The 5,986-nt window shown below is 67.2% G+C and carries 4 protein-coding genes and 1 pseudogene; 2 read left to right on the top strand and 3 right to left on the bottom strand.

Translation table 11 applies throughout. The annotated features are described in order from the left end of the window. From HUU96_RS09895 to HUU96_RS09905, 3 genes are all read right to left on the bottom strand, one after another. Positions 1 to 1,418 (bottom strand): RNA polymerase sigma factor region1.1 domain-containing protein (locus HUU96_RS09895; protein ID WP_174292648.1); only part of this gene is annotated, 1,418 nt, incomplete at its 3' end. Then, positions 1,418 to 3,316, bottom strand: a complete 1,899-nt coding sequence (gene dnaG, locus HUU96_RS09900; RefSeq protein ID WP_174292649.1) for a DNA primase — start codon at positions 3,314 to 3,316, stop codon at positions 1,418 to 1,420. The genes HUU96_RS09895 and dnaG, both read right to left, overlap by 1 nt. A 49-nt stretch (positions 3,317 to 3,365) precedes the next feature. Then, positions 3,366 to 3,818, bottom strand: coding sequence for a GatB/YqeY domain-containing protein (locus HUU96_RS09905; RefSeq protein ID WP_174292650.1), 453 nt, complete (start codon positions 3,816 to 3,818; stop codon positions 3,366 to 3,368). 98 nt (positions 3,819 to 3,916) lie between these two features. Here HUU96_RS09905 and carA point away from each other — a divergent pair, with 98 nt between their 5' ends. Both carA and HUU96_RS09915 read left to right on the top strand, forming a co-directional pair. Next, positions 3,917 to 5,089 (top strand): glutamine-hydrolyzing carbamoyl-phosphate synthase small subunit, encoded by a 1,173-nt coding sequence (gene carA / locus HUU96_RS09910; protein ID WP_174292651.1) that lies wholly within the window; start codon positions 3,917 to 3,919, stop codon positions 5,087 to 5,089. A 390-nt stretch (positions 5,090 to 5,479) separates the two neighbouring features. Then, positions 5,480 to 5,986: pseudogene (locus tag HUU96_RS09915) on the top strand (carbamoyl-phosphate synthase large subunit); the annotation flags it as partial.

A 5,986-nucleotide genomic window follows, 5' to 3' on the forward strand; every position in this document is an offset into this window, starting at 1 on the left:
CCCTCCTGGATCAGGTCCAGGAACTGCAGCCCGCGGTTGGTGTATTTCTTGGCGATCGAGATGACGAGGCGCAGGTTGGCCTCGACCATCTCCTTCTTGGCGATGCGCGCCTCGCGCTCGCCCTTCTGGACCATGTTGACGATGCGGCGGAACTCGCCGAGCGCCATGCCGGTCGCCTGCGCGATCTCGCCGATCTCGATGCGGATGCGGTCCACCGCGCCGCCCTCGTTGGCGACGAAGGCGGTCCACTTCTTGTCCAGCTTCCCCACCGACGCCAGCCAGCTGTCGTCGAGCTCATGGCCGACATAACGGTCCAGGAAGTCCTTGCGGTTGACCTTGTGCCGCTCCGCCAGCCGCAGCATCTGCCCGCCCAGCGTCGTCAGCCGCCGGTTGAAGCTGTAGAGCTGGTCGACGAGATATTCGATCTTGGCATTGTGGAACTGAACGCTCTCGACCTCGGCGGTCAGCTCCTCGCGCAGCTTCTGGTACTTGCGCTCGTCGCTCGCCGACAGCTCGCCGCCCGCCGCCATCGCGTCGAGCCGGGTGCCCTGGAGCTTGGCGAACTTCTTGTAAAGCGCGGTGATGTTGGCGAACCGCTCCAGCGCCTGGGGCTTGAGCTGCTCCTCCATCTGCGCGAGCGACAGGGTGTTGTCTTCGTCGTCGTCATCGGCGGGGCGCGGCGCACGGCGCTCGGTCAGCGCGTCCTCGTCCTCATCGACGATCGGTTCCTCCTTGACGTCTTCCTCTTCCTTGAACGACGCGCCGGCGGTCTTCTCGCTGATTTCGCCGCCCTCTTCCTCGGCCGCCTCGACCTGCTCCGCCGAAGGGCCCTTGCTCAGCATCGCGTCGAGGTCGAGGATCTCGCGCAGCTGCATCGTGCCTTCGTTGAGCGCGGTCGACCAGTCGATGATGGCGTTGAAGGTGATCGGGCTCTCGCACAGGCCCAGGATCATGGTGTCGCGCCCGGCCTCGATCCGCTTGGCGATCGCGATCTCGCCCTCGCGGCTCAGCAGCTCGACCGCCCCCATCTCGCGCAGGTACATGCGGACGGGATCGTCGGTGCGATCGACCGTCTCCTTCTTTTTCTCCGGCAGGGGCACGCCGCCATCGGCCTCGGCGTCGACGGTCTCGACCTCGTCCTCGTCGGCCTGGCTCTCGGTCTCGCCGTCCTCGCCCGCCTCGTCATTCTCGACGATGTTGACGCCCATCTCGTTGAGGGCGCTCATCGCGTCCTCCAGCTGGTCGGAGGACATCTGGTCCTGCGGCAGCGCCTCGTTGAGCTGGTCATAGGTGATGTAGCCGCGCTTCTTGGCGCGGGCGACCAGCTTCTTGATGTTGGCATCGTTGAGGTCGATCAGCGGCGAGTCGACCGCATCCGGTGCTTCCGCCGTGTCCGCCGCCATGTTTGCTTTCGCCATCAACGTTCCTCGGGTCCTAGCTTTTCGGTATCCAGGGCGCGGGCGTCTTCGTTCGCCTGCACCAGATTTGCAAGCCGCTGATCCAGCGCCTGCCGTTCCTTGACCAATGCCACCTGTCGCTCGAACGCCGCGTCGGTGAAGCCGATCTGCATCGCGTGGGTCGCATCCGACAGCAACGCATCCACTTCCGGCCGGGCCACCAGGATCGCGATTGCCTCGTCGAGGTCGGCGCAAGCCCGCTGCGGATCGGCCCTCCGCTGCGTGAACGAATAGGGCATCGTGTCCGCCCTCAACAGATCGCTGGCAACCTCGTCGAACCCGGACTTTGCCAATATGGTGATGAGGTTAGCGCTATCAAGCGCGCCGCCCCCTGACGACCTGTCCTCCAGCGCGAGATCGACCGCCGCCTCGAACAACCGACCCAGCGCGCCGTCGGCGAGGCGCAGAGAGCCCAGCACCTCGACATGGCGGGCGATCTCGGCGGGGTGGCGGATCAGTCCGGCGAGGACCGCCTTGGCGAGCACCCGGTCGATCCCAGCCGCACCGACCGCCTTTGCAGCGGCGGAGACCGGCAGGATCGGCTGCCAGCTCTTCGTGCCCTTCGGCCGCTTCTCGAACGGCACGAAGGGCCGGCGCGGCGGCGGCGCGAACTGTGCGTCGCAGCGGCGCCGGAAGTCGGCCTGGTACTCGCCGCGCACCGATGCGTCGGTGATCGTGCCGGCAAGGTCGGTCAGTCGCCGCTTGAGCCCGGCGCGCTGCTCGGGCGTGTCGAGCGGTTCGGCCGCGAGCTCGGCCTGCCACAGTCGCTCGACCAGCGGCTGAGCGGCGGCGATCAGCGGCTCCAGCGCACCACGGCCTTTGGCACGCACGAGATCGTCCGGGTCCTGCCCCTCGGGCAAGGTCGCGAACGCCAGGCTCTTGCCCGGCGCGAGCATCGGCAGCGCGCGGTGCGCCGCCCGCAGCGCCGCCTTCTGCCCCGCCGCATCGCCGTCGAGACACAGGATCGGCACGTCGCTCAACCGCCACAGCCGCTCGATCTGCGCCTCGGTCAGCGCCGTGCCGAGCGGCGCGACGACCTCGCCGATCCCGGCCTGTGCCAGCGCGATTGCGTCCATATAGCCTTCGACCACCAGCACGCGGTTCGCCTTGCGGCTGGCCGGGGCGGCACGGTCGAGGTTGTAGAGCGTGCGCCCCTTGTCGAACAACGGCGTATCGGGGGAGTTGAGATATTTGGGCTCGCCCTCACCGATCACGCGGCCGCCGAACGCGATCACCCGCCCGCGCGGATCGCGGATCGGGATCATCAAGCGGCCGCGGAAGCGGTCGTACGGCTCCTTGCCCTCGACCTGGATCAGCAGCCCCGCCTCGATCAGCAGCGGGTCGCCATAGTCCTTCAGCGCCGCGCGCAGCTTGCCGCGGCTGTCCGGCGCGAAGCCCAGCCCGAATGCCCGCGCCGTCTCCGCCGACACGCCGCGCTTCGCCAGCACGCCGCGCGCCTCCGCACCTGCGAGGCCGTTCAACTGCTCCGCGAACCAGGCGGCGGCGTCGGCCATTGCCTCGTGCAGCCCCTTGGCGCGCTCCTGCTTCTCGGCGGCCTGGCGGTCCATCGCCGGCATCTCCAGCCCGGCGGCCTGCGCCAGCTCCTTGACCGCGTCGATGAACGGCAGTCCGCGCTGGTCGGTCATCCACCGGATCGCATCGCCATGCGCCGAGCAGCCGAAGCAGTGGTAGAAGCCCTTGTCGTCGTTGACGTAGAAGGAGGGCGTCTTCTCGTTATGGAACGGGCAGCAGCCGCGCATCTCGCGGCCGGCCTTCTGCAGCTTGGTGGTCTTGCCGATCAGCGCCGACAGCGACGTGCGTGCGCGCAACTCGTCGAGGAAGGCGGGAGAGAGACTCACGCCGGCATTATAGCAGCTAATGTGCGGAAATGGCGGTCCGTGACAAGCCTCAGGCGAGCGCCGCCTTCACCAGCCCGCTCGCGCGGCTCATGTCGAGGCTCGCCGCGTGCCGCGCCTTCAGTTCCGCCATCACCCGACCCATGTCCTTAATGCCGCTCGCGCCCAGCTCGGCCTTGATCGCCTCGATCGCGGCTTTGGTATCAGACTCGCTCATCTGCGCCGGCAGGAAGCGTTCGATGACTGCGACCTCAGCGGCCTCCGACGCCGCCAGTTCGGGGCGGTTTCCGGCCTCGTACAGCGCGATCGACTCGCGGCGTTGCTTCACCATCTTCTGCAGCACCTCGACCACCAGCGCGTCGTCGTCCTCGGGCGCTTTCCCCGTTCGAGCCTCGATGTCGCGGTTCTTCACCGCCGCCTGGATCAGGCCGATCGCGGCGCGGGCTTCCTTGTCGCCGGCCTTCATCGCGGCGATCTGGGCGGATTTGATGTCGTCTCGAATCATGACCTGCGCGCCCATAGCAGATTGACGCATCGGGAGCGCGGCCCTAGCGGACGGCGCTTAGCGACATCGCCGCCGACCCGAGGAGTGCCCGCCTGACCATGGCCGACGCCAACGCCCTTTCCATGTCCAAGCCCGAAGGCGCGACCGGCGTCCTCGTCCTCGCCAGCGGTGAGGTGGCGTGGGGTCGCGGCTTCGGTGCCGAGGGGTCCGCGGTGGGCGAGGTGTGCTTCCACACCGCGATGACCGGCTATCAGGAGATCATGACCGATCCGTCGTTCGCCGGCCAGATCATCACCTTCACCTTCCCGCACATCGGCAATGTCGGCGCCAATCCCGACGACGTCGAGGCCGACCGGCCGCACGCGCTCGGCATGATCGTGCGCGAGGACGTGACCGCGCCGTCGAGCTTCCGCGCGGTCGAGCGCCTCGACGGCTGGATGAAGCGCCACGCGCGCATCGGCCTGGCCGGGATCGACACGCGCGCGCTGACCCGGCGGATCAGGGCGGGGGGAGCGCCCAACGGCGTCGTCGCGCACTCGTCCGCGGGCGAATTCGACCTGCCGCTGTTGCTCGACATGGCGCGCGGCTGGCCGGGGCTGGAGGGGATGGACCTCGCCAAGCAGGTGTCGACCGACACGCATTATGGCTGGGAGGGCGGCGTCTGGCGGCTCGGCTTCGGCTATGGCGAGCATGAGGAGGGAGCGGCCAAGCCCCACGTCGTCGCGGTCGACTATGGCTCCAAGCACAACATCTTCCGCCACCTCGCGCTCGCCGGCGCGCGGGTGTCGGTGGTGCCGGCGACCGCCTCGTTCGAGGACATCATGGCGCTGGAGCCCGACGGCTTCTTCCTGTCCAACGGCCCCGGCGACCCGGCGGCGACGGGGGACTATGCGGTGCCGGTGGTCCGGGCGATGCTGGACACGGGCAAGCCGCTGTTCGGCATCTGCCTGGGCCACCAGCTGCTCGGGCTGGCGGTGGGGGCGACCACCACCAAGATGTTCCAGGGCCATCGCGGCGCCAACCACCCGGTCAAGCGGCTGGCCGACGGCGCGGTCGAGATCACCAGCATGAACCACGGCTTCGCGGTCGAGCGCGGCAGCCTGCCGGGGGGCGTGACCGAAACCCACGTCTCGCTGTTCGACGGCAGCAACGCCGGGCTGGAGCTGGACGGGGGTCGGGCGTTCAGCGTCCAGTACCACCCCGAGGCGAGCCCAGGACCGCAGGACAGCTTGTATCTATTCGAGCGGTTTGTGGGAATGTTGGGACGATAATATGGGGGGATGGTGGAGAATTTGGATTGTCGCAACTGCATTGTTGTTTGCGCTCGCACTGCTCTCAAGCTTTGCAAAGCGCGACTATGTTGAGTTGGCGCGATCAGCCAAAGTCGTACCATCGACGTGTGTACCACTGACGGGATACGTATCCTCCGACGATCCATATGCCGAACTGGGTACGGTGATCGACACCAACAGTCAGGGAGGAGAAGACAAGCCGTGGGAAAAAGACCCCATCATTAAGACCAGTAGTTTGTGGGTTAGATACACAAGTTGGTCAGCCCTCGGAGCGAACCTACTTGTAGCATTTGCCGTAGCAGGTCTTCTCGCCGTCTCAGGACTAGCGTTCCGCTGGGTTTATCGCGGGTTTAGAAAGAACGAGGCTTAATGCCCAAACGCACCGACATCTCCTCCATCCTCGTCATCGGCGCGGGGCCGATTGTCATCGGGCAGGCGTGCGAGTTCGACTATTCGGGGACGCAGGCGATCAAGGCGCTGAAGGAGGAGGGCTATCGTATCGTCCTGGTCAACTCGAACCCGGCGACGATCATGACCGATCCCGAGCTGGCCGACGCCACCTATGTCGAGCCGATCACCCCCGAGGTCGTCGCCAAGATCATCGAGAAGGAGCGCCCCGACGCCGTCCTGCCGACGATGGGCGGTCAGACCGCGCTCAACACCGCGCTGGCGCTGTTCCACGACGGCACCCTCGCCAAATACGGCGTCACCATGATCGGTGCCGATGCCGAGGCGATCGACAAGGCCGAGGACCGGCTGAAGTTCAAGGACGCGATGACCCGCATCGGCCTCGCCTCCGCCCGCTCGGCGATCGCGCACAGCGTCGAGGAGGCGCTGGCAGGGCTGGAGGTCACCGGCCTGCCAGCGATCATCCGC

This window comes from Sphingomonas bacterium (assembly GCF_903644135.1).
Taxonomy (GTDB): Bacteria; Pseudomonadota; Alphaproteobacteria; order Sphingomonadales; family Sphingomonadaceae; genus Sphingomonas.